The organism is Variovorax sp. FG153 (assembly GCF_057809595.1).
On the sequence record NZ_JBMDKG010000007.1, the window covers coordinates 24,690 to 45,407 of the forward strand.

Sequence of the window (20,718 nt, forward strand, 5' to 3'; positions counted from 1 at the left end):
TCGACTTCCCCGAATCGCTGCCGGTCTCGGCCCGGCGCGACGAGATCATGGCCGCCATCCAGGCGCACCAGGTGGTGATCGTCTGCGGCGAGACCGGCTCGGGCAAGACCACGCAACTGCCTAAGATCGCGCTGGCGCTGGGCCGCGGCAAGCTCAATGCAGAGCCCGGCAAGGGCCGCCTGATCGGCCACACGCAGCCGCGCCGCATCGCCGCGAGCTCGGTGGCCAAGCGCATCGCGGAGGAACTCAAGACGCCGCTGGGCGAGGTGGTCGGCTTCAAGGTACGCTTCCAGGACCGCCTGTCGCGCGATGCCTCGGTCAAGCTGATGACCGACGGCATCCTGCTGGCCGAGACGCAGACCGATCCGCTGCTCAAGGCCTACGACACCATCATCATCGACGAGGCCCACGAGCGCTCGCTGAACATCGACTTCCTGCTCGGCTACCTGCGCGAGATCCTGCCGCGCCGGCCCGACCTCAAGGTGATCGTGACCTCGGCGACCATTGACGCCGACCGCTTCGCCCAGCACTTCGCCTCGGCCAAGGGACCGGCGCCCACGGTGTTCGTGTCGGGCCGCACCTTCCCCGTGGAGCAGCGCTACCGGCCCTTCGAGGAATCGCGCGACCACGACCTCAACGACGCCATCGCCGACGGCGTCGACGAGCTCTGGCGCGATCCGCACCATGCGGGCGACATCCTGGTCTTCCTGCCGGGCGAGCGCGAGATCCGCGAGGCGGCCGACCACCTGCGCCGGCACCTGACGCACCAGCCGCTCTACCGCAATGCCGAGGTGCTGCCGCTGTTCGCGCGGCTGTCGCAGGCCGAGCAGGACCGCATCTTCGACGGCCACACCGGCCGGCGCATCGTGCTGGCCACCAACGTGGCCGAGACCTCGCTCACCGTGCCGGGCATCCGCTACGTGATCGACGCGGGCACGGCGCGCGTGAAGCGCTACAGCTTCCGCAGCAAGGTCGAGCAACTGCTGGTCGAGCCGATCAGCCAGGCCGCCGCCAACCAGCGCGCGGGCCGCTGCGGCCGCGTGGCCAACGGCATCTGCATCCGCCTCTACGACGAGAAGGACTTCGAGGGCCGGCCGCGCTTCACCGATCCCGAGATCCTGCGCTCGTCGCTCGCGGGCGTGATCCTGCGCATGAAGTCGCTGCGGCTGGGCGACGTGTCGCGCTTTCCCTTCCTCGAGGCGCCGTCGCCGCGCGCCATCGCCGACGGCTACCAGCTGCTCAACGAGCTCGGCGCGGTCGACGATGCCAACGAGCTGACCGCCACCGGCGCCGAGCTCGCGAAGCTGCCGCTGGACCCGCGCGTGGGCCGCATGATCCTCGAGGCCCGTGCGCGCGGCGCGCTCGAGGAGGTGCTGGTGATCGCCTCGGCGCTCAGCGTGCAGGACGTGCGCGACCGGCCGATGGAAGCGCAGCAGCAGGCCGACCAGGCGCATTCGAAGTTCGACGACGAGAAGAGCGAGTTCAGCGGCTACCTGCGGCTGTGGAAGTGGATCGCCGATGCGCGCGGCGGCCATGGCGACAGCCACAAGCTCAGCAACCGGCAGTACGAGCAGTTGCTGCGCCAGAACTTCATCAACGTGCGCCGCGTGCGCGAATGGCGTGACATCCATTCGCAGCTGCTCACGGTGGTCACCGAGCACAAGTGGCGCATCAATGCCGAGCCCGCGGGCTACGAGCCGCTGCACCTGTCGATGCTCGCGGGCCTGCTCGGCAACATCGGCTGGAAGCTCGAGGACGACGAGGCCTACCTCGGCGCGCGCGGCATCAAGTTCTACAAGCACCCCGGCGCGCACCTGAAGAAGAAGCCCGGGCGCTGGATCGTGGCGGCCGAGCTGGTCGAGACCACGCGGCTGTTCGGCCGCGGCATCGCCAACATCGAGCCGCAGTGGCTCGAGCAGGTGGGCGGCCATCTGCTGAAGAAGCAGCTGCTCGATCCGCACTGGGAGAAGAAGAACGCGCAGGTGGCCGCGCTCGAGCGCGCCACGCTCTACGGCCTGGTGGTCTACAGCGGCCGGCGCGTCGACTTCACGCGCGTCGACCCGGTCGCCGCGCGCGAGATCTTCATCCGCGAGGCGCTGGTCGGCGGGCAATGGGACAGCCGCTTTCCGTTCCTCGCGGCCAACCGCAAGCTGGTGCGCGAGGTCGAGGGCCTCGAGCACAAGTCGCGCCGGCAGGACGTGCTGGTCGACGACGAGCTGATCTTCGCCTTCTACGACGCGCAGCTGCCGGCCGACGTGGCCAGCGGCACGACCTTCGAGAACTGGTACCGGCAGGCCTCGAAGGAGCAGCCGCGCCTGCTGTTCCTCACGCGCGACGAGCTGATGCGCCACCAGGCGGCCGGCATCACCACCCAGTCGTTCCCGCCCACCTTGCGGCTCGGCGGCGTGGACTGCGCCGCGAGCTACCTGCACGAACCCGGCGATGCCAAGGACGGCCTCACGGTCAGCGTGCCGCTGTTCGTGCTCAACCAGGTCAGCGAGGAACGCTGCGAATGGCTGGTGACGGGCATGCTCAAGGACAAGATCCAGGCGCTGCTCAAGAGCCTGCCGCAGCGGCCGCGCTCGCGGCTGGTGCCGCTGCCCGAGTCGGCGGCGAAGCTGGCCGAGGCGCTGTCGGCGCCCGAGCTGTTCGGCACGGGCTCGCTGACCGACGTGCTGCTCAAGCGCGTGCGCGACATGACCAGCATCGACGTGAAGCGCGCCGACTTCAAGCTCGACATGCTCGCGCCGCACCTGTTCATGAACCTGCGCGTGGTCGACGAGCACGGCCGCCAGCTCGGCATGGGGCGCAACCTCGGCGCGCTCAAGGCCGAGCTCGGCGCGAAGGCCCGCGGTGCGTTCCAGGCGCTGGCCGGACTCAACGTGAAGGCCTCGGCCGAACCCGCCAAGACCGCGGCGCCCGCCGACGCGCGCCGCGCCCAGGAGGCCGCGCCGGCCGCGCCCGCCACGCCGGCGCTGCCGGCCGGCCAGCGCTACACCGCCTGGAGCTTCGGCGAACTGCCCGAGCTGATGGAGGTGCGCCGCGGCGCCCAGTCGCTGGTGGGCTTTCCCGCGCTGCGCGACGAGGGCGATGCCGTCACGATCGAGGTCTTCGACGAACCCGCGGTCGCGGCCGCGAAGCACCGCGCGGGCCTGCGACGGCTGTTCGCGCTGCAGCTCAAGGACGCGCTCAAGTACCTCGAGAAGAACATCCCCGACCTGCAGAAGATGGCCGTGGCCTACATGCCGCTGGGCACCGCCGACGAGCTGCGCGCGCAGATCGTCGAAGTGGCGATCGACCGTGCCTTCCTGCAGGAGCCGCTGCCGGCCGACGAGTTCGCGTTCAAGCGGCGGCTCGACGAGGGGCGCGGCCGGCTGACCCTGATCGCCAGCGAGGTGGCGCGGCTGGCCGCGACGATCCTCGTGGAGTACGCCGCGGCCGCGCGCAAGATCAAGGACACGAAGATCCAGCCCGAGTCGGTGCAGGACGCCGCGCAGCAGCTGCAGAAGCTGGTCGGCAAGCGCTTCATCGCCGATGCGCCGTGGACGCAGCTGCAGCATTTCGCGCGCTACCTCAAGGCCATCGTGCTGCGGCTCGACAAGCTGCGCGGCGACCCGGCGCGCGACACCGCCAAGCTGGCCGAGCTGCGGCCGCAGGAGCAGCGCTACTGGCGGCTGGTGGCCGAGCGCAAGGGCGTGGTCGACGACCGCATGCTCGAGTTCCGCTGGCTGCTCGAGGAGCTGCGCGTGAGCTTCTTCGCGCAGGAACTGCGCACGCCGCAGCCGGTGAGCGTGAAGCGGCTCGACAAGGCCTGGGCGCAGCTGCAGGCCTGACGGTCCTTTCGACGTTCCAAAGAAAAAGCCCGCTGCCGCGGGCTTCGTCCGAAGAGGCCTTCGCCTCGTCATGAAGGGCAAGGCGACGTGTCGCCTCGCCCGCGCGTCATATCCTGCCCATGAGCACCAGGATGATCACGATCACGAGCACGAGACCAAGACCGCCGCTGGGACCGTAGCCCCAGGTACGGCTGTGTCCCCAGCTCGGCAGCGCGCCGATCAGCAGAAGGATCAGGACGATCAGCAGGATGAACGAGAGCGACATGTTTTCTCCAGGGACGTTGTTATCGAGCCTCGATGCTCGTGACCCCGGGGTGCGCGCAGCGCAAGAGAGCCGCGCCTTCGCCGGTCAGGACTGTCCTACCGTGGGCGTCGGCGCCCGCGCCGGGTGGGCTGCGCCGATGTAGCCGCGGCGGCGATGGCGAGCACCAGCACGACCACCAGGAAGGCCGTGCCGATGGCGCCGAAGACGATGGACATGCCCCAGAGCGAGAAGAAGCCGTCGATGCGCGCGTTGCGCGGATCGCCGGGCGCATGCAGCACCTGCACCGCTTCGCCGATTTCGTAGGAGGGCGGGTTGCTGCTGGTCGAGGACTCGAACTCGATCGTCTCGCCTGCGGCCGTGCGGAAGCGCACGCGCGGCTTCCAGGTGCCGTCGCCATCGTCGTCCGATTCCACGTGCAGCAGGTCGATCACCTCGCCGGGCGCGTGTACCGCGGAGCGGATGAAGTAGAGGGTGTGGGCCGCCACGAGCAGCGCCACCACGAACAGGGCCGCGCCGACGCCGCCGAAGACCTTCTGCAGGGTGCGAAGCTGGGGATTCGCCATGGCGCGCGTGCCTCCCTCAGCCGCCACGGTGCGAGGCGCCCGCGGCGAAGTCGCCGAGCAGGCCGCCGAGGCTCGCGAGCAGCAGGCAGAAGGCGAGAAAGCCCACGGTGCGCAGCAGGCCGAGCAGCGCCTGCCGCCAGGGCCGCGTGCGCAGGAAGAACACGGGCACGCCCAGCAGCGGGAACAGGCCCGCGAACAGCGCGATGCGCCCGCGCGGCACCTGGCCGCGCGCGAGCAGGTCGGCACGGCACCACGCGTAGCACAGCGCGGTGATCAGCGGCATGTGCAGCATGTCGACGGCCGAGTACTGCCGGTCCGGCAGCAGCGGCACGAAAGCGTCGGCCGCGCCGGCGGCGAAGAACGACAGCGCGAGCGCGCCGAGGAGCAGCCGTGGCGCCTTCATCGCGTGCGGTCCCGTGGCCCGGCGCCGATCGATGGGCTCAGAGCTTGGCGAGCCGCTCGAGCGCGGCGACCAGCGTCTCGTCCTTCTTGGCGAAGCAGAAGCGCACCACGCGCTGGTCGAAGCCGTCGCCGTAGAAGGCCGACAGCGGGATCGCGGCCACGCCGATCTCGCGCGTGAGCCAGAGGCAGAAGTCGGCTTCGGAGAGATCGCTGACCGCCGAGATGTCGACGCACTGGAAGTAGCTGCCTTCGCTGCGCAGCAGCTTGAAGCGGGTCCTGGCGAGGCCGGCGGCGAACAGGTCGCGCTTGCGCTGGTAGAAGGCAGGCAGCTCGAGGTAGGGCGCGGGGTTGGCCATGTAGCGCGCCAGCGCGTGCTGCATCGGCGTGTTGACGGTGAACACGTTGAACTGGTGCACCTTGCGGAACTCGGCCATCAGTGGCGCCGGCGCGGCCACGAAGCCGACCTTCCAGCCGGTGACGTGGTAGGTCTTGCCGAAGCTGCTGACGATGAAGCTGCGCGCCGCCAGCCCGGGGAAGCGCGCCACGCTCTCGTGGCGCGCGCCGTCGTAGACCATGTGCTCGTAGACCTCGTCGGCGATCACGAACACCTCGGTGGGCGCGAGCAGTTCCTCGAGCCGGCGCATCTCGGCCGCGGTCCACACGGTGGCGCTGGGGTTGTGCGGCGTGTTGATGATGATCGCGCGCGTGCGTGGGCTTAAAGCGGCGGCGATGCGGTCGAAATCGGGTCGGAAGCTGCCCGGCACCAGCGGCACGCGCACCACGCTGCCGCCCGCGAGCTCGATGTTGGGCACGTAGCTGTCGTAGCAGGGCTCGAGCACGATCACCTCGTCGCCCGCGCGCACCACCGCGAGGATGGCCGTGATGATCGCCTGCGTGGCGCCCGCGGTCACCGTGATCTCGGCCGCGGCGCTGTAGCGGTGGCCGTAGAGCGCCTCGATCTTGGCCGCGATGGCATCGCGCAGCGCGGGGATGCCCGGCATCGGCGGGTACTGGTTGTGGCCCGCGGCCATGGCGGCCGTCACGTCCTCAAGCAATTGCGGATCGCAATGGAAATCGGGGAAGCCCTGGCCCAGGTTGACCGCGTTCTTCTCGGCCGCGAGCGCGGACATCACGGTGAAGATGGTGGTGCCGACGGCGGGCAGCTTGGTCGCGATCTCGGGCGTGCGGGGAGAAGGGGCGGTGCTCATGGTGGGATGCGTGGAAGGAAGGTCGGGCGAGCGCTTGGGCTGCTCAGAGGTCGTAGTCCTGCTGGTGGCCGCTCAGGGCCTTGGCGATCAGGTTGCGGTCGAGCCGGTCGGACAGCAGCTCGGCGAACTTGAACACGAAGTTGCGCAGGTAGGCGCTGCGCTTGAAGGCCACGCGCGCGATGTTCTGGCCGAACACCTGGCCCATCGGGCGCACCACGAGGTCGGCGTTCGATTCGTCGCGCACCGCCATCTCGGCCACGATGCCCACGCCGAGCCCGAGGCGCACATAGGTCTTGATCACGTCGGAGTCGATGGCTTCGAGCGCGATGCGTGGCGCGAGCTTCTTCTGCGCGAAGGCATGGTCGATGCGCGTGCGGCCGGTGAACGAGGGGTGGTAGGTGATGATCGGTTCGGAGGCCAGGTCCTCGAGCGAGATGCGCTCCTTGGTTGCCAGCGGGTGTTCCTTGGGCAGCACCAGCACGTGCTGCCACTCGTAGCAGGGCAGGGTCACGAGCTCGGCGTAGTCGGCGAGCGATTCGGTCGCGATGCCGATCTCGGCCACCTCGTCGATCACCATGCGTGCCACCTGGTCGGGCGAGCCCTGGTGCAGGCTCACGTTGACCTTGGGGTAGGCCTCGCGCAGCTTGGCCACCGGCACCGGCAGCACGTAGCGCGCCTGCGTGTGGGTGGTGGCGATCGACAGCGTTCCGCTGTCCTGCGCGCTGAACTGCTCGCCGATGCGCTTGAGGTTGCCGACCTCGCGCATGATCAGCTCGATGCTCGCGATCACGTGCTGGCCCGGCTCGGTCACGCGCTTGAGGCGCTTGCCGTGGCGCGCGAAGATTTCCACGCCGAGTTCCTCCTCGAGCTCGATGATCGCCTTCGACACCCCGGGCTGTGAGGTGTGCAGCGCCTTGGCGGCCTCGGTCAGGTTCAGGTTGCGCCGGACGGCTTCCTGAACAAACTTGAACTGGTGCAGATTCATATCAAATTCCGTCTTATTGCGGAATTTATTATGCCTTCGGAATCTATGGAAATGTCCGGATGTTCAGTTTTCCACCGCGATTCGGGCCAGCAGGTCGATCACCTGCGGCGATTCCCCCACGGTGGGGCCGAGCGTGAAGGCCAGCGCGGGCCATTCGGCGCGCAGCGCGTCGAGCTGGCGCGGGATGTCCTCGCGCGCATGCTTGCCCATGCCGAGGAACAGCGGCACCACGCGGATCGCGCTGGCGCCTTCGCCGGCCAGCGCGGCCACCGCGCCGCGCAGGTCGGGCGCGGCCAGCTCGAGGTAGGCGCAGCGCACCCGGGCCTCGGGCGACAGCGCTTGCGTTCGTGCCGCCACGGCCTCGATCGGCGCGCGCCAGCGCGGGTCGCGCGAGCCGTGCGCCAGCAGCACGATGCCCTGCACCGTCGGCGTGGCCATCAGCGCCTGAGCACCAGCCAGCTGAAGGCCGCCAGCGACATCACCGAGTAGATGAGCCCCGGCGCCGCCGCCGTGATCCAGGGCGACCAGTTGCTGAGGTTGCCAAGGTAGCCGAACACGTTGTTCAGCAGGAAGAAGCTGATGCCGATCATCACGCCGCCGAACACGTAGGTGGTGATGCCGGCCTGGCGGAAGTGCAGGTAGGCGAAGGGCAGGGCGAGCACCACCATCACCAGGCAGGACAACGGATAGAACACCTTGCGCCAGAACTCGATCTCGTAGCGCTGCGCGGTCTGGCCGTTGGCGTCGAGGTGGCGGATGTAGTCGAACAGGTCGATGGTGCTCATGCGGTCGGGCCGCAGCAGCGCCACCGACACCATCTCGGCCGTCAGCGAAGTCGGCCAGTTGAGTTCGGCCATTTTTGTGGTGGCGACGTGCGCCTTGCCCTCGGCGGCGCGGGTGTCGTAGTCCTGCTGCTCGATCTCCGACAGCACCCAGTAGCCGCGCTCGATGCGCGCGGTGGCGGCGGTCATCTGCTTGCGCAGGTAGCCCTTGTCGTCGAACTCGAAGATGCGCGCGGTCTTGAGCGCGCCGTTGCGCGAGATCGACAGCACGTTGACGGCGTAGGACGCCTTGTCCTGCCGCTCCTTGAGCCAGGCGCCGGTGTTGCCCACGAAGGTGAAGGTGCCCTGGTAGCGCGACTTCACGAGCTGCGCGGCGCGCTCGGCGGCCGGCGCGAGGTAGTCGCCGACCGCGAAGGTCAGCACCACGAAGCCCAGGCCGAGCACCAGCAGCGTGCGCAGCGCGCGCCAGGGGCCGAGGCCGCTGGTGCGCAGGATGGTGTATTCGGAGCTTTGCGCGAGCCGCGCCATCACGAAGATGCAGCCGATCAGCACGGTGATCGGCAGCAGTTCGTAGAGGTGGCTCGGCAGCAGCAAGGTCACGTAGAGCAGCGCCTGCGCCGGCCCGTAGGCCAGGCTCTCGGGACGGCCCACGGCCTGCAGCTCGTCGACGAAGTCGAAGAAGAAGAACAGGCTCAGGAAGCCGAGCGTCACGAAGGCCACGGCCTTCAGCGCCTCGATGTAGATCAGGCGGCGGATGGTTCTCATGGCGTGGGCTCCAGCCGGGTGGTGGAGGGCGGCGGCGGGGCGGCGCCCGTGCCGCGGTTCTTGCGGCGCGTCCAGTTGTTGTTGCGCAGCGTCAGCCAGGAGACGGCGAACAGCGCCACGCCGCCGTGCAGCAGCAGCATGAAGCCGCCCATGCCGTAGCGGCCCGAGCTGATCCAGCTCTGGCCCAGGTTCAGCAGGTTGTAGTAGATGACGAAGGCGAACAGCGCGAACAGCAGGTTGCCGCTGCGGCCCACGCGCGGATTGACGCTGGAGACGGCCAGGGCCAGCAGCACGAAGTTGATGGCCGCCAGCAGCATGCCCAGGCGCCAGGCGAGTTCGCCGCGCGCCGCGCTGGTGTTGAAGTCGCCGAGCAGCGACAGCGTGGTGCGAGCGCGCGGCGGCGTGGCGTCGCTGGAGCCCGCGCTGCTGCCGCCGGCACGCGTGCCGTAGGTCTCGAATTCGCTGATCTTCAGGGCGCCGTTGGGCAGCAGCGGGCGCTCCAGGCGCTGGCCGTTGCTCAGCATCAGGTAGCGCGAATTGCCGACGTTCTCGATGCGGCCGCTGCGCGCCGAGGTCGTGATCTGCAGGTTGCGCTCGACCGACCAGATGAAGACGTTGGTGGCGGTGGCGCTGTCGGCGGAGTCCTTGTCGATGAAGAACACCCGCAGCCGGCCGGCCGATTCACGGAATTCGCCGGGCGAGACGCGCTCGAGGTCGCCGCGCTGCTCGTACTGCTGGCGCATGCCCATGGTCTGCGAGTTGGCCCAGGGCCAGCCGATCAGCGCCATGGCGGCGATCAGCAGCAGCACCGGCCAGGCGAAGCGGAACAGCGGCTCGACGAAGTCGGACAGCCCGCGGCCGCTGGAGAACCAGATCACCATCTCGCTGTCGCGGTACATGCGCGACAGGGTGCCGACGATGGCGATGAACAGGCTCAGGCTCAGGATGGTCGGCATGTAGCCGAGCACCGTGTAGGCCATGACGAGGAACACTTCGGACGGGTTCACGCTGCCCTTGGAGGCCAGTCCGAGCGTACGGATGAGCATCATGGTCATCACGATGGTGACCAGGACCACGAGGGTCGCTCCGAAGCTGCGGGACAGCTCCTTGCGTAGGGAAGAATGGAATAACATCGTTCGAGGAAAAAAAGGATTATGGACTTTCAACTCAAGACCCTCACCGTCGCCCGCGCAGCGGCCGAAAAATCCGACGTCCTGATCGTGCTCGTGGGCAGCGCGCCGCTCGCGTCCAAGGACCCTCTTTCCGTCCAGATCGCGGCCGCCCGCAAGGCCGGCGACCTGCCCGACAAGGCCGGCAAGCTGCTGTCCCTGTACCGGCCCGAGGACGTGGCGGCCAACCGCGTGGTGCTGGCGGCCATCGGCGACGGCCAGCCGGCCTCGGTGCGCAGCGGCGTGATCGCCGCGGTCAACGCCGCCAAGGCCCAGTCGCCCAAGCGCGTGGTGCTGGCCTTCGCCCAGGACGCCGCGCCCGCGGCCGTGGCGAGCGCCGTGACCGCGGCCGCCGACGCCAGCTATGTCTACACCGCCACCAAGTCCAAGGCCGAGCCGCGCACCATCCGCCAGCTGATCGTCGGCGTGGCCGACGCGGCCGCGGTCGGCGCGGCCTTCGAGCAGGCGCGCGCCACCGTCGAGGGCATCGAGTTCGCCAAGGAGTGGGGCAACCGTCCCGCCAACCATGCCACGCCGACGATGCTGGCCGAGGCCGCCAAGGGCCTGGGCAAGCTGCCCGGCATCAAGTGCGAGGTGCTCGGTCCCAAGGAGGTCGACAAGCTCGGCATGGGCGCCTTTGCGGCCGTGGCCCAGGGCTCGGCCGAGCCGCTGCGCTTCATCGTGCTGCGCTACCAGGGCGGGCCCAAGGACCAGGCGCCCGTGGTGCTGGTCGGCAAGGGCATCACCTTCGACACCGGCGGCGTCTCGCTCAAGCCGGCGGCCGAAATGGACGAGATGAAGTTCGACATGTGCGGCGCCGCGAGCGTGCTCGGCACCTTCCGCGCGCTCGCCGGCATCAAGCCCGCGATCAACGTGGTCGGCCTGATCCCCTCGTGCGAGAACATGAACGACGGCCGCGCCATCAAGCCCGGCGACGTGGTCACCAGCATGAGCGGCCAGACCATCGAGATCCTCAACACCGATGCCGAGGGCCGGCTGATCCTCTGCGACGCGCTGACCTACGCCAAGCGCTTCGACCCCGCCGCCGTGATCGACATCGCGACGCTCACGGGCGCCTGCGTGGTGGCCCTGGGCGGCGTGCGCAGCGGCCTGTTCTCGAGCGACGACGCGCTGGCCGCGGCGCTCGAGGCGGCCGGCGAGACTTCGCAGGACCGTTGCTGGCGCCTGCCGCTCGACGACGAATATGCCGAGGGCCTGAAGACCAACTTCGCCGACGTGGCCAATGTGGCCGGCCGCGCGGGCGGTGCCATCACCGCGGCCAAGTTCCTGCAGCGCTTCACGGCCGACTTCGCCTGGGCGCACCTGGACATCGCCGGCACCGCATGGAAGAGCGGCGCGGCCAAGGGCTCGACGGGCCGGCCGGTGGGCCTGCTGGTCTCGTACCTGACGCGCCGCGCGCAGGACGGCGCGGCCGCCGCCGACAGCGCCAAGGCGAAGGCCAGGGCGGAGCGCAAGAACGAGGGCAAGGGCGAGAGCAAGGCGGCGGCCCGCAAGGCGCGTTCGGTGCAGTGACGGAGATCGGCTTTCACTACAACGCGCCCGACAAGCTCAGCTACGCCTGCCGGCTCGTGCGCAAGGCCGTCGCCACGCGCGGCATGCGCGTGGTGGTGGTCGGCGAGGCGCAATGGCTCGACGCGGTCGATGCCGGGCTCTGGCAACTGGCGCCGACCGAGTTCGTCGCGCATTGCCGAGCCGACGCGCCGGCCCACGTGCTGTCGCGCTCGCCCGTGATCCTGGCCGACGAGGGCGCGGAATCGGCGGCGCTGCCGCACCGCGAACTGCTGGTCAATCTCGGGGCACAGGTGCCCGCGGGCTTCGAGCGCTACGAGCGCCTGATCGACATCGTGAGCAACGAACCCGACGACCGCCAGATCGGCCGCGCGCGCTGGCGCCACTATGCCGACCGCGGCTACACGATCCAGCCGCACGACTTCGCGAGGAGCGCATCCTGATGGCCAGTCCGACCCGCACGCCGCCGCGTTTCGTTCCCACCCTGACGACGGTGCTCGACCTGCCCGCCGAGCCGGTCGCGGCGCATTCGCCGTTGACGGACAACGCGGGTCCGGACGCCGCCGCGCCGGCCATGCCCGACCCGGCCCAGGCCGTCGCACTGCCGCCCGCGGTGCAGCGTTCCGAGGCCGACATCGTGCGGCTCGAGGAGCAGTTGCTGCACCGCGTTCTGCAGCGCGTGGACTTCTCGCTCGAGGAGCGTTTGAGCGACACGGTGGCGGCCGCCGTGCAGCAGCAACTCGATGCGATGGTGCCGCGTTTGCGCGGCGAAATCGAAGCCGTTTTGCGCGCTCTGGTGATCGAGGCGATGGCCGCCGAACTCTCGGAAAACCCAGGGTCTACGCCAACTTTCGAGGGGTGATGCTTCGGCTAAACTGCGCGCCAGGTCGGGTGGGCCAAAGCTGGAGGGTTAGGGTGGCCCGGGTCTGCGGCGCGGAACTTGCGAGGTCAGGAGCGCCCGGATCACACGACCGGTTTCTCAATCTCATCATCCATGTTCTGGAGGTTCTCATGCAATTGAAATGGACTGCGGTCGCTCTGGCTGCACTCACGCTGGTGGCTTGCGGCAAGAAAGAAGAAGCTGCGGCACCCGCTGCTGCCCCGGCGCCCACCGCGGCCGCCCCGGCACCCGCTGCACCTCCCGCCGATGCACTGGTCGTGAAGATCGGCCACGTGGCTCCGACCAGCGGTCCCATTGCCCACCTCGGCAAGGACAACGAGTTCGGCGCCAAGATGGCGATCGAGGAACTGAATGCCAAGGGTCTGAAGATCGGCGACAAGGTCGCCAAGTTCGAACTGGTCGCCGAAGACGACGCAGGCGATCCCAAGCAAGGCACGGCCGTGGCCCAGAAGCTGGTCGACAGCAAGGTCAACGGCGTGGTCGGCCACCTGAACTCGGGCACCACGATCCCCGCCTCGAAGCTCTACAGCGACGCCGGCATCCCCCAGATCTCGCCGTCGGCGACGAACCCCAAGTACACCCGCCAGGGCTTCAAGACCACCTTCCGCGTGGTGGCCGACGACACGCAACTCGGCGGCACGCTGGGCAAGTACGCGGTCGAAACGCTCAAGGGCAAGAACATCGCCGTGATCGACGACCGCACGGCCTACGGCCAGGGCGTCGCCGAAGAATTCGAGAAGTCGGCCAAGGCCGCCGGCGCCACCATCGTGGGCCACGAATTCACCACCGACAAGTCGACCGACTTCAACGCCATCCTGACCAAGCTCAAGTCGGCCAAGCCCGACGTGCTGTTCTTCGGCGGCATGGACGCCGTCGGCGGCCCGATGCTCAAGCAGGTCAAGCAGCTCGGCCTGAACGTCAAGTTCATGGGCGGCGACGGCCTGTGCACCGGCGAACTGCCGAAGCTCGCTGGCGATGCCATCGGCGAAGACATGGTGGTGTGCGCCGAAGCCGGCGGCGTGGACGGCGACTTCAAGCAGCCGCTGGAAGACTTCAAGACCAAGTTCAAGGCCAAGAACGGTGTCGACGTCCAGATCTACGCACCGTACGTCTACGACGCGGTCAACGTGCTGGCCGAAGCCATGGTCAAGGCCGGTTCGTCCGACCCCGAGAAGTACCTGCCCGAAGTGGGCAAGATTCAGTACAAGGGCGTGACCGGCCCGATCGCCTTCGACGAGAAGGGCGACATCAAGAACGGCGCGCTGACGCTCTACACCTACAAGGGTGGCCAGCGTACGCAGATCGCCGTGGTTCGGTGATCGGCTGCGATCCGCGTTCCAACGAGAAAGGGCCTTCGGGCCCTTTTTTCATGGGCGTTCGAAACGGCGCAAGAAAATGAAGAGGAGGGCGATGGGCGCCCGTGGCTTCAGAGCGGCGCGAGTCCCGAGGGGCGGTCGGTGTTGCAGTACTCGATGAAGGCGTCGAGGTCGCGCGACTTGTCGAAGACCGCGTCGGCGCCGAGGGTCTCGCAGCGCGTGCGAATGTCGGCCGTCACGTAGTTGCTCAGCACCACCGCGCGCTGGCCGGGACGACGTTCCTTGCAGCCCGCGAGCACGCCCAGGCCCGAGCCTTCCTTGAGGAACAGGTCGACGATCAGCAGCTGCCACTCGGCCGGATGGTCGCGCAGCCATGCCAGCGCTTCGGATTCGGTTTCGGCAAAGCCAACGACTTGGGCATTCACGAGGTCCTCGAGTGCCGGAACCAGGTTGTCCCTGATGGTCTTGTTGTCCTCGACGAGGAACGTGATGAGGGCCATGCCACGGATAGGGTGTGAGAACCAATAGCGTAGCGTGCCGCGCGAGCTTGTCGCGTAGGAGAAAGGAGACGGAGAAACGCGGCGTGTCCCTATTTCATGCGATGACCGAGGCTCGGGCATCGCCCAAGCGCGCGGCGTCAGTCGTTCGCGCTCTTGCCCGTGCCGGCGGCCTGCTCGAGCTTCTTCGCGCGGGCCACGCTCTCGTCGCGCTGGGCCGTGGCCTCGATGCGCTTCTCGATCTCCTCGCTGAGCGCGGCATTGACCTCGGCGAGCTGCTCGGCCGACTGCGCGAGCTTTTCCTCGAGCTGGCTGGTGTGTGCGATGGCCAGCGCCACGTCGCCCACCTGTACCTCCTCGGGCAGCTCCTGCTCGAGCACGGTGTTGACCACCGCGAGGTTGTCGGAGGCCTTCTGCACGTCGGCGGCGACCTGCTCGGTCTTTTCGAGGGTGCGGTCGAGCGACGTGCTGCCGAGCGGCTTGGTGCTGGGGTGTCCTGCCATGCGGCGCCTCCTGGGAACTGAGAACCTGCGGATCGTACGCCAGTCGCGCGCGAGCAACGGGCGCCCACAAAAAAGCCCAAGTGCCAATGGCAACTCGGGCTTCCTGCATGTTCGCGAACGGTTGCGAACAAAGACTCTCTGGCGGAGCAGGCGGGATTCGAACCCGCGGAGGGCTATTAACCCTCACACGCTTTCCAGGCGTGCGACTTAAACCGCTCATCCACCGCTCCGAAGCCCATGATTGTAGCAGTCGCCGGGGCCGTTTCCGGAAAGCTTCAGGCCGTCGGCCCCGAGGACTTGCCGGCCTGCACCATGCGCATGGCCGAGGCGATGAGCGCCGCGGTCTCGGTCATGTTGCTCGGCACGATCAGCGTGGTCTTGGAGTCGGCCGCGACCTTGCCGTAGGCATCGACCGCGCGTTCGGCGACCTTGAGCTGCACCGCCTGTTCGCCGCCCGGCTGCTGGATCGCGGCGGCCACGCGTTCGATGGCGTCGGCCGTCGCGGTGGCCACCGCGGTGATCGCGGCCGCCTCGCCCTGGGCGTTGTTGATCTGGGCCTGCTTCTCGCCCTCGGAGCGCGCGATGAAGGCCTCGCGTTCGCCGGTGGCGATGTTGATCTGCTCCTGGCGCCGGCCCTCGGAGGCCGCGATCAGCGCGCGCTTCTCGCGTTCGGCCGTTATCTGGCGCTGCATCGCCTGCAGGATTTCCTTCGGCGGCGTCAGGTCCTTGATCTCGTAGCGCAGCACCTTCACGCCCCAGTTGAGCGCCGCCTCGTCGATGGCCGCGACCACCTGGGCATTGATGACGTCGCGCTCCTCGAAGGTCTTGTCGAGCTCCAGCTTGCCGATCACGCTGCGCAGCGAGGTCTGGGCGAGCTGGGTCACGGCCACGATGTAGTTCGACGAGCCGTAGCTCGCGCGCATCGGGTCGGTGACCTGGAAGTAGAGGATGCCGTCGACCTGCAGTTGCGTGTTGTCGCGCGTGATGCAGATCTGGCTCGGCACGTCGAGCGGGATCTCCTTCAGGCTGTGCTTGTAGGCCACGCGGTCGATGAACGGGATCAGGAAGTTGGGGCCGGGCGTCATGGTGCCGTGGTACTTGCCCAGGCGCTCGCGCACCCAGGCGTTCTGCTGCGGCACGAACTTCACCGACTGGCTGATGAAGATGATCGCGATGACCAGGATGATGACGGGGACCGAATATTCCATGGCTTCTGTACCTTTCCTCTTTCGTTCTCGGGTTCTAGATCTTGTCGACCACCAGCCGGCTGCCGACCACCTCCACCACGCGGTGCTCGCCGGTGGAGGGCGCATGGCCCGCGCGCTGCACGACGGTCCACTGGGCGCCGCGGTAGCGCACGGTGGCGGTGCCGTCGGGATTCCAGGCCTCGACCTGCACGCGCTCGCCGATGTCGAGATTGAGGTCGCGGTTGGCTTCGGTGGGTGGGGGCGGCGGGTGCTTGCGCTGGATCGAGTACCAGGCCAGCACCGCGACCACGCCGACGACGGCGGCCACCAGCAACTGCGTGACGGTGCCGAAGCCCAGGTGGGCGGAGATCGCCGCGGCGGCGAATCCGCCGGCCAGCAGCAGCAGGTAGATCGTGCCGGACAGGAGCTCGACCACGATTGCCGCGCCAGCGATCAACCACCAGATCGTGGAATTCGCCATTGACATCTCCTTCCTTGTTTTGTTTCAGGCGACCCCATTCTGAGGCATGCGCTCCCGCGCGCCCGGACTCGCCTGCACTTTGTGGGGGCTCCCGGCGCGGCGTGGCGGGACGCATCGCGGCGACATTCGGCGGGCATTGCGCGCGTGGGCGAATTCTTCATCTGAATTCCGTACACTTCGCGCCTCATTGCCTGTCCCGGAGCTCTGCCCCATGAAATTCCGCTTCCCCATCGTCATCATCGACGAGGACTTCCGCTCCGAGAACACCTCGGGCCTCGGCATCCGCGCGCTCGCGCAGGCCATCGAGACGGAAGGCTTCGAGGTGCTGGGCGTCACGAGCTACGGCGACCTGAGCCAGTTCGCTCAGCAGCAAAGCCGTGCCAGCGCCTTCATCCTGTCGATCGACGACGAGGAATTCTCGATCGGGCCCGACCTCGATCCGGCGGTGCTGAACCTGCGCAATTTCATCGGCGAAGTGCGGCGCAAGAACGCCGACGTGCCGATCTACATCTACGGCGAGACCAAGACCTCGCGCCACATCCCGAACGACATCCTGCGCGAGCTGCACGGCTTCATCCACATGTTCGAGGACACCCCCGAATTCGTGGCGCGCCACATCATCCGCGAGGCCAAGAGCTACCTCGAGAGCGTGCAGCCGCCGTTCTTCAAGGCGCTGATCGACTACGCGGAAGACGGCTCCTACTCGTGGCACTGCCCGGGCCACTCGGGCGGCGTCGCCTTCCTCAAGAGCCCGGTGGGCCAGATGTTCCACCAGTTCTTCGGCGAGAACATGCTGCGCGCCGACGTCTGCAACGCGGTGGAGGAACTGGGCCAGCTGCTCGACCACACCGGCCCGGTGGCGGCCAGCGAGCGCAACGCGGCGCGCATCTTCAATGCCGACCACTGCTTCTTCGTGACCAACGGCACCAGCACCAGCAACAAGATGGTGTGGCACCACACGGTGGCGCCCGACGACGTGGTGGTGGTGGACCGCAACTGCCACAAGTCGATCCTGCACGCGATCATCATGACGGGCGCGATCCCCGTCTTCATGAAGCCCACGCGCAACCACTTCGGCATCATCGGCCCGATCCCCAAGAGCGAGTTCGAGCCCGAGGCCATCAAGGCCAAGATCAAGGCCAATCCGCTGCTGGCGGACGTCGATGCCAACAAGGTCAAGCCGCGCGTGATGACGCTCACGCAGTCGACCTACGACGGCGTGATCTACAACACCGAGACCATCAAGAACACGCTCGACGGCTACGTCGACACGCTGCACTTCGACGAGGCCTGGCTGCCGCACGCCGCCTTCCACCCCTTCTACGGCTCCTACCACGCGATGGGCAAGCGCCGCGTGCGGCCGAAGGAGTCGCTGGTGTTCGCGACCCAGTCCACGCACAAGCTGCTGGCCGGCATCAGCCAGGCCAGCCACGTGCTGGTGCAGGACTCGCAGAACCGCCAGCTCGACCGCGACCTGTTCAACGAGGCCTACCTGATGCACTCGTCGACCAGCCCGCAGTACGCGATCATCGCGAGCTGCGACGTGGCCGCCGCGATGATGGAGCCGCCCGGCGGCACCGCGCTGGTGGAGGAGAGCATCCTCGAGGCGCTCGACTTCCGCCGCGCCATGCGCAAGGTCGAGGAGGAGTTCGGCAAGGACGAGTGGTGGTTCAAGGTCTGGGGTCCCGAGAAGCTCGTGGACGAGGGCATCGGCGTGCCGGACGACTGGATCATGCACGGCGAGAAGAACGGCAAGAGCCGCTCGAAGAAGTCGCCGCGCAACTGGCACGGCTTCGGCGAACTGGTCGACGGCTTCAACATGCTCGACCCGATCAAGTCGACCATCGTGACGCCGGGCCTGGACCTCGAGGGCAACTTCGCCGAGAGCGGCATTCCCGCCAGCGTGGTGACCAAGTTCCTCGCCGAGCACGGCGTGATCGTCGAGAAGACCGGCCTCTACAGCTTCTTCATCATGTTCACCATCGGCATCACCAAGGGCCGCTGGAACACGCTGCTGACGGCGCTGCAGCAGTTCAAGGACGACTACGCGCGCAACCAGCCGATGTGGCGGATCATGCCGGAGTTCTGCCAGCAGCACACCGGTTACGAGCGCCTCGGCCTGCGCGACCTGTGCCAGCACATCCACCAGCTCTACGCGCGCTACGACGTGGCCCGCCTGACGACCGAGATGTACCTGAGCGACCTCACGCCCGCGATGAAGCCCAGCGACGCCTTCGCGCACATCGCGCACCGCAAGACCGAGCGCGTGGAGATCGACGAACTCGAGGGCCGCATCACCACCAGCCTGATCACGCCGTACCCGCCGGGCATTCCGCTCCTGATCCCGGGCGAGGTCTTCAACAAGAAGATCGTCGACTACCTGAAGTTCTCGCGCGAGTTCAACACGCAGTGCCCGGGTTTCGAGACCGACATCCACGGTCTGGTGGCGCGTGTCGACGAGACGGGCAAGAAGCGCTACTACGCCGACTGCGTGCGGAAGAGCGCCTGAGCGCCGAAGCGCGAGGGGAGACGGCTGCGCAGGGCGGCTCAGCCGTCCTCGCGCACGCGCATGAAGCGTGCGAAGCGCGGCAGCCCGCCGGCCGTGAGCCCGTTGTAGCGGTAGGTGACCCAGGTGCCGATCGCGGGCGGATGCTCGCGCTCGGCATCGCTCAGGCCGGTGCCCAGCTTGAAGCGCTGGCCGCCGGGCATCTCGACCAGCAGCGCGCCGAGCCGCTGGGCATGCCTGCCCTTGCCGGGCACGTGGCCGACCACGCGGGCCTCGGCATCGTCGTGGGTCTTGACCTTGAGCAGGTCGTTGTTGCGCTCGGCGCGGTAGAGCGAGGCGCCGCGGTGCAGCATCAGGCCTTCGCCGCCCATCTTCACGGTCTTGTCGAGCAGCGCCTGCAGCGCCTCGGCCGTGGTCGCGCGTTCCTGCGGCACCGCGACCACCCAGGGCGCGTCCGTGATCGGCAGCAGCCTGCGCAGCACGCCGAGGCGGGCCGTGAAGTCACCGCCCTGGGCCGGCAGGTCGAACACCATGAACTTCATCTCGTGCCAGGCGACGTCGTTGGGCGCCTGGCTGCGCACCGTCGACACCGCATGCGCGAAGCGTCCGCGGCCGGCCCAGAGTTCGCCGTCGAGCGGCTGCTTGGGCAGCGTCGCGGTGAACCAGGCCGGCGCCACGATGCGCTCGCCGCCGCGCGTGTGGAGCTGCCGCCCGTCCCAGTACGCGCGCACGCCGTCGTATTTCTCGCTGACCCAGTAGTCGGCCAGCGACATGCCCGGCTTGTAGACCTCGGCCAGCATCAGGGCCGGCGCACCGGCGCGCGCGGGCAAGGCCAGCACGAGGCCCAGGGTGGCGAGCAGCAGGGAACGTCGATGGAGCACGGGTGCTATGAAATGAGTAGCTGGAAACGACCGATGGATGCCCATTTGTGGCCGAAGTTCCATGGCGGGGCAAGCGCGGCGCGACCGGCGCGCATCGCCGTCCGACGGGCGCGAGGCCGCGCCCGTGAGCAGCTTGGCCGCTTACTCGGCCATGCCGCCGACGACGTTGCTGAAGCCGCCGTCGACGTAGGTGATCTCGGCCGTCACGCCGCTGGCGAGGTCGCTCAGCAGGAAGGCCGCCACGTTGCCGACTTCCTCGATCGTCACGTTGCGCCGGATCGGCGAGGCCTCGGCGACGGCGCCGAGCATCTTGCCGAAGCCCTTGATGCCGCTGGCCGCGAGCGTCTTGATCGGACCGGCGCTGATGCCGTTGACGCGCACGCCCTTCGGGCCCAGCGAGGCCGCCGTGTAGCGCACCGAGGCCTCGAGCGAGGCCTTGGCCAGGCCCATGGTGTTGTAGTTGGGCAGCGCGCGCTCGGCGCCCAGGTAGGTCAGCGTGAGCAGGGCCGACCGGTCGTTGAGATAGGGCTGGGCCGCCTTCGCCATCGCCGGGAAGCTGTAGGCGCTGATGTCGTGCGCGATGCGGAAGCCCTCGCGCGACAGGCCCTCGAGGAAGTCGCCCGCGATCGCCTCGCGCGGCGCGAAGCCGATGCTGTGCACGAAGCCGTCGAACTTCGGCCAGGCCTGCGACAGGTCGGCGAACAGCTTCTCGATCTGGGCGTCGTCGCCGACGTCGCAGTCGAAGATCAGCTTGGAATCGAAGTCGGCCGCGAACTCGGTGATGCGGTCCTTGAAGCGTTCGCCGACATAGCTGAAGGCGAGCTCGGCACCCTGTTCATGGCAGGCCTTGGCGATGCCGTAGGCGATGGAGCGGTTGCTCAGCACGCCGGTGATCAGGAGTTTTTTGCCGGAAAGAAAGCCCATGGAGTTGCCTCGTGAAAATC

Annotated in this window: 20 protein-coding genes and 1 tRNA gene; 6 read left to right on the forward strand and 15 right to left on the reverse strand. The window is 68.2% G+C overall.

The window, feature by feature from the left end:
• The first annotated feature begins 47 nt into the window (after positions 1 to 47).
• Positions 48 to 3,833, forward strand: coding sequence for an ATP-dependent RNA helicase HrpA (hrpA, locus tag ACODT0_RS10530; protein ID WP_412179544.1), 3,786 nt, complete (start codon positions 48 to 50; stop codon positions 3,831 to 3,833).
• Positions 3,834 to 3,939: 106 nt separating this feature from the next.
• Here the strand turns inward: hrpA and ACODT0_RS10535 are convergent, their stop codons facing one another.
• From ACODT0_RS10535 to lptF, 8 genes are all read right to left on the reverse strand, one after another.
• Positions 3,940 to 4,098 carry a DUF3309 family protein gene (locus ACODT0_RS10535; RefSeq protein ID WP_082321553.1) on the reverse strand — a complete coding sequence of 53 codons (159 nt, stop codon included), beginning with the start codon at positions 4,096 to 4,098 and terminating at the stop codon, positions 3,940 to 3,942.
• A 95-nt stretch (positions 4,099 to 4,193) separates the two neighbouring features.
• The gene (locus ACODT0_RS10540) at positions 4,194 to 4,661 is read right to left on the reverse strand and encodes a DUF3592 domain-containing protein (protein ID WP_489041206.1); all 468 of its coding nucleotides are present in this window, start codon (positions 4,659 to 4,661) and stop codon (positions 4,194 to 4,196) included.
• Positions 4,662 to 4,677: 16 nt separating this feature from the next.
• On the reverse strand, positions 4,678 to 5,064 hold the full coding sequence (locus tag ACODT0_RS10545; RefSeq protein WP_489041207.1) for a rard protein: 387 nt from the start codon (positions 5,062 to 5,064) through the stop codon (positions 4,678 to 4,680).
• A gap of 37 nt (positions 5,065 to 5,101) precedes the next feature.
• A complete protein-coding gene (locus ACODT0_RS10550) occupies positions 5,102 to 6,271 on the reverse strand; it encodes a pyridoxal phosphate-dependent aminotransferase (RefSeq protein WP_489041208.1) in 1,170 nt (389 codons plus the stop codon).
• A gap of 43 nt (positions 6,272 to 6,314) precedes the next feature.
• On the reverse strand, positions 6,315 to 7,256 hold the full coding sequence (locus tag ACODT0_RS10555) for a CysB family HTH-type transcriptional regulator (RefSeq protein ID WP_057591737.1): 942 nt from the start codon (positions 7,254 to 7,256) through the stop codon (positions 6,315 to 6,317).
• 63 nt (positions 7,257 to 7,319) lie between these two features.
• Complete coding sequence (locus tag ACODT0_RS10560) at positions 7,320 to 7,694, reverse strand: sirohydrochlorin chelatase (protein ID WP_489041209.1); 375 nt, start codon at positions 7,692 to 7,694, stop codon at positions 7,320 to 7,322.
• Positions 7,694 to 8,803 (reverse strand): LPS export ABC transporter permease LptG, encoded by a 1,110-nt coding sequence (gene lptG / locus ACODT0_RS10565; protein WP_057591735.1) that lies wholly within the window; start codon positions 8,801 to 8,803, stop codon positions 7,694 to 7,696. The genes ACODT0_RS10560 and lptG overlap by 1 nt, the downstream gene beginning before the upstream one ends.
• The gene (gene lptF, locus ACODT0_RS10570) at positions 8,800 to 9,936 is read right to left on the reverse strand and encodes an LPS export ABC transporter permease LptF (protein WP_057591734.1); all 1,137 of its coding nucleotides are present in this window, start codon (positions 9,934 to 9,936) and stop codon (positions 8,800 to 8,802) included. The genes lptG and lptF overlap by 4 nt, the downstream gene beginning before the upstream one ends.
• A 21-nt stretch (positions 9,937 to 9,957) precedes the next feature.
• On the opposite strand from lptF, the gene ACODT0_RS10575 reads away from it, so the two are divergent.
• From ACODT0_RS10575 to ACODT0_RS10590, 4 genes are all read left to right on the forward strand, one after another.
• Positions 9,958 to 11,505, forward strand: coding sequence for a leucyl aminopeptidase (locus tag ACODT0_RS10575; protein WP_261205849.1), 1,548 nt, complete (start codon positions 9,958 to 9,960; stop codon positions 11,503 to 11,505).
• On the forward strand, positions 11,502 to 11,945 hold the full coding sequence (locus ACODT0_RS10580; protein ID WP_057591732.1) for a DNA polymerase III subunit chi: 444 nt from the start codon (positions 11,502 to 11,504) through the stop codon (positions 11,943 to 11,945). The genes ACODT0_RS10575 and ACODT0_RS10580 overlap by 4 nt, the downstream gene beginning before the upstream one ends.
• Entirely contained in the window at positions 11,945 to 12,364 is a 420-nt protein-coding gene (locus ACODT0_RS10585; protein ID WP_489041210.1) for a hypothetical protein, read from the forward strand. Before ACODT0_RS10580 ends, ACODT0_RS10585 begins: the two co-directional genes overlap by 1 nt.
• A gap of 149 nt (positions 12,365 to 12,513) precedes the next feature.
• A complete protein-coding gene (locus ACODT0_RS10590; RefSeq protein WP_057591730.1) occupies positions 12,514 to 13,722 on the forward strand; it encodes a branched-chain amino acid ABC transporter substrate-binding protein in 1,209 nt (402 codons plus the stop codon).
• Positions 13,723 to 13,829: 107 nt separating this feature from the next.
• Here the strand turns inward: ACODT0_RS10590 and ACODT0_RS10595 are convergent, their stop codons facing one another.
• The 5 genes from ACODT0_RS10595 to ACODT0_RS10615 all read right to left on the reverse strand — a co-directional run bounded on the left by ACODT0_RS10595 (position 13,830) and on the right by ACODT0_RS10615 (position 16,387).
• Entirely contained in the window at positions 13,830 to 14,219 is a 390-nt protein-coding gene (locus ACODT0_RS10595; protein WP_057591729.1) for a response regulator, read from the reverse strand.
• Between the two features lie 137 nt (positions 14,220 to 14,356).
• Positions 14,357 to 14,719, reverse strand: a complete 363-nt coding sequence (locus ACODT0_RS10600) for a hypothetical protein (protein WP_057591728.1) — start codon at positions 14,717 to 14,719, stop codon at positions 14,357 to 14,359.
• A 139-nt stretch (positions 14,720 to 14,858) separates the two neighbouring features.
• Positions 14,859 to 14,949, reverse strand: a tRNA-Ser gene (locus ACODT0_RS10605).
• A gap of 45 nt (positions 14,950 to 14,994) precedes the next feature.
• On the reverse strand, positions 14,995 to 15,927 hold the full coding sequence (locus ACODT0_RS10610; RefSeq protein ID WP_057591727.1) for an SPFH domain-containing protein: 933 nt from the start codon (positions 15,925 to 15,927) through the stop codon (positions 14,995 to 14,997).
• 34 nt (positions 15,928 to 15,961) lie between these two features.
• On the reverse strand, positions 15,962 to 16,387 hold the full coding sequence (locus ACODT0_RS10615; protein WP_489041211.1) for an NfeD family protein: 426 nt from the start codon (positions 16,385 to 16,387) through the stop codon (positions 15,962 to 15,964).
• 211 nt (positions 16,388 to 16,598) lie between these two features.
• Between ACODT0_RS10615 and ACODT0_RS10620 the strand changes: the two genes are divergently transcribed.
• Positions 16,599 to 18,896 (forward strand): arginine/lysine/ornithine decarboxylase, encoded by a 2,298-nt coding sequence (locus ACODT0_RS10620; protein WP_057591725.1) that lies wholly within the window; start codon positions 16,599 to 16,601, stop codon positions 18,894 to 18,896.
• A 38-nt stretch (positions 18,897 to 18,934) separates the two neighbouring features.
• Here the strand turns inward: ACODT0_RS10620 and ACODT0_RS10625 are convergent, their stop codons facing one another.
• The gene (locus ACODT0_RS10625; RefSeq protein WP_489041212.1) at positions 18,935 to 19,774 is read right to left on the reverse strand and encodes a DNA ligase; all 840 of its coding nucleotides are present in this window, start codon (positions 19,772 to 19,774) and stop codon (positions 18,935 to 18,937) included.
• 141 nt (positions 19,775 to 19,915) lie between these two features.
• On the reverse strand, positions 19,916 to 20,698 hold the full coding sequence (gene fabI / locus ACODT0_RS10630; RefSeq protein ID WP_057591723.1) for an enoyl-ACP reductase FabI: 783 nt from the start codon (positions 20,696 to 20,698) through the stop codon (positions 19,916 to 19,918).
• Positions 20,699 to 20,718 lie beyond the last annotated feature (20 nt).